Raw genomic sequence first — 1,925 nt, forward strand, 5'->3', positions numbered from 1 at the left:
GAGGGTGTGTCATAAGTCTATGGCGCACCCTCTTTTATGTTATTTATTGCATAATCCTAGAAGTATCGTAGCCTATTCCAAAAAGGGAATCATATTATATCGTCTGCAAATTTTACTTTTTCCAATCTTCTCTATTATAAACAGGCAGGAAGTTCACAAAAGGGCATAGTTATCTCTGACGATAAAACAACCAAAATTGAGTTTTATCGTTTTATACCCAAATATTTTTTCAAATTGAATCCCATTCCGAACAATCCTAGATCCATATAAACCTTGTCCATTCCAAAATGCCTGAATCGCTTATAATGCATATCCGCCTTCATCTGCCCAAATACAGCTTCCGGCTCTATCGGTCGCTGGCTTCTGTGTTTCAAGCCCTCTTCAGACGTTAGTAGCAGGAAGGCTTCCTTTTTATATGCATTCAGTTTATGGTTGACATATATGGTTCTGTTGCCTTTGGATTTCTTGCAGAGACTTCCAAGCGGACATCCATCACATCGTTGTGCTCTATATAATGTAATGACAGACACATAGCCGGAGTCACTTTTCGTTTGCCGTTGTCCACAAGGTTCCATGTGTTGTCCCATGGGGCAGACATAATAGTCATCATCCTTGTTGTAGTAGAAGTTCGCTTGGTTGAAGGCATCCTCCTTGAAAGGCTTATGCTGTTCCTTGTGAAACCAGTTGTACTTTACATAACCCATCATCTCTTCCATCTCTAGGTACTCGTAGTTCTCCTCCGAGCCATACCCTGAGTCTGCGGTGACGCTCTTGGATTGCTTTCCATATCTTTTCTTGTACTTATCCAAAAAAGGCTTGAAGGTCAGGGTGTCTGTTGGATTGGGATAAAGGGCGAAATTCGTCCAATATTGATTCTCTGTCGCAATTTGAAGGTTATAGGCAGGCTTTGTCTGCCCATTGTTCATGGCATCTTCCTTGAGGCGCATGAAGGTCGCATCGGGATCAGTCTTGGAGTAACTGTTTCTCTCGCCCAGTATATCCAGTGATTTTTCATACTCGCACAGTTTGTCCGAGGCTTTGAACAAGTGATCTATCTGAGTATTTAGCTTTTGCTTCTCTCTTCCTGTAAGCTTTGCCTTAGGAAGGTTCTTCGCTTGCCTCTCACACAAACGTGCACTTCTCTTTACATTCTTGGCGGAAGTGGCTGGCTCGCAGTCTTCTTCCTTAATGTCACTCCCGCCATTCAGGCGAATTTGTTCTTTTATCTGAGCCAATGCAGCAGAGGTCTTTTCCAAGAGCTTAGCCCTGTTCTTTTCCACAGTCTTCTTCCATACAAACGTGTACTTGTTTGCTTTCGACTCTATCTTAGTACCATCAACATATTGTTCCTCCAGACTAATCACGCCCTTTTCAACCAATATGGAGACGACTGCATCAAAATAAAAGTCGATGCATTTAATCATATGATTGGATCTAAAGCGGTTGATTGTTGCGAAAGATAGTTGCTTACCTCCACAAATCCACATATAGCGAACATCGTATTTAAGTGCGTCCGCTATGCCACGACAGGAATAAACGCCATTGATATAGGCAAAAACAACTAAACTTAGAAGCATCTTCGGACTATAAGGAGGAGCACCAATCCCATCATAGGTATCCATGAGAGGGTTGATGTCCATACTGCGAACAATACGATCCACCATACGAACTTTGCTGTCTTTTGGCACATAATCATCGAAAGAGTTAGGAAAAAAGCTCAATTCGTGCCGAGTTTCAGATTTTATTTGTATCTTTGCCATACTTAAAGAAGTTTTCTGCAAAGATACAAATCTTTTGCGGAAAGGCAAAGCCCGAGCTTGTGAAAGTTTGGGCTTTGTTGTAAATAAAAACAATTTTTTCAGTTCCGTATCTGGAAAAAGAAGAAAAAACGAAAAGGGTGCGCCATAGACTTATGACACACCCTC

Annotated in this window: 2 protein-coding genes; both read right to left on the reverse strand. The window is 41.6% G+C overall.

Annotation, left to right across the window (positions count from 1 at the left end; translation table 11 throughout):
• Window positions 1–203: 203 nt before the first annotated feature.
• A complete protein-coding gene (locus DXD25_RS16180; protein WP_117664380.1) occupies window positions 204–1,760 on the reverse strand; it encodes an IS1182 family transposase in 1,557 nt (518 codons plus the stop codon).
• A partial coding sequence (locus tag DXD25_RS17335; RefSeq protein WP_222847561.1) for a hypothetical protein occupies window positions 1,735–1,925 on the reverse strand: 191 nt, incomplete at its 5' end. The genes DXD25_RS17335 and DXD25_RS16180, both read right to left, overlap by 26 nt.

This window comes from Prevotella sp. TF12-30, assembly GCF_003436715.1.
Lineage (GTDB): Bacteria > Bacteroidota > Bacteroidia > Bacteroidales > Bacteroidaceae > Prevotella > Prevotella copri_A.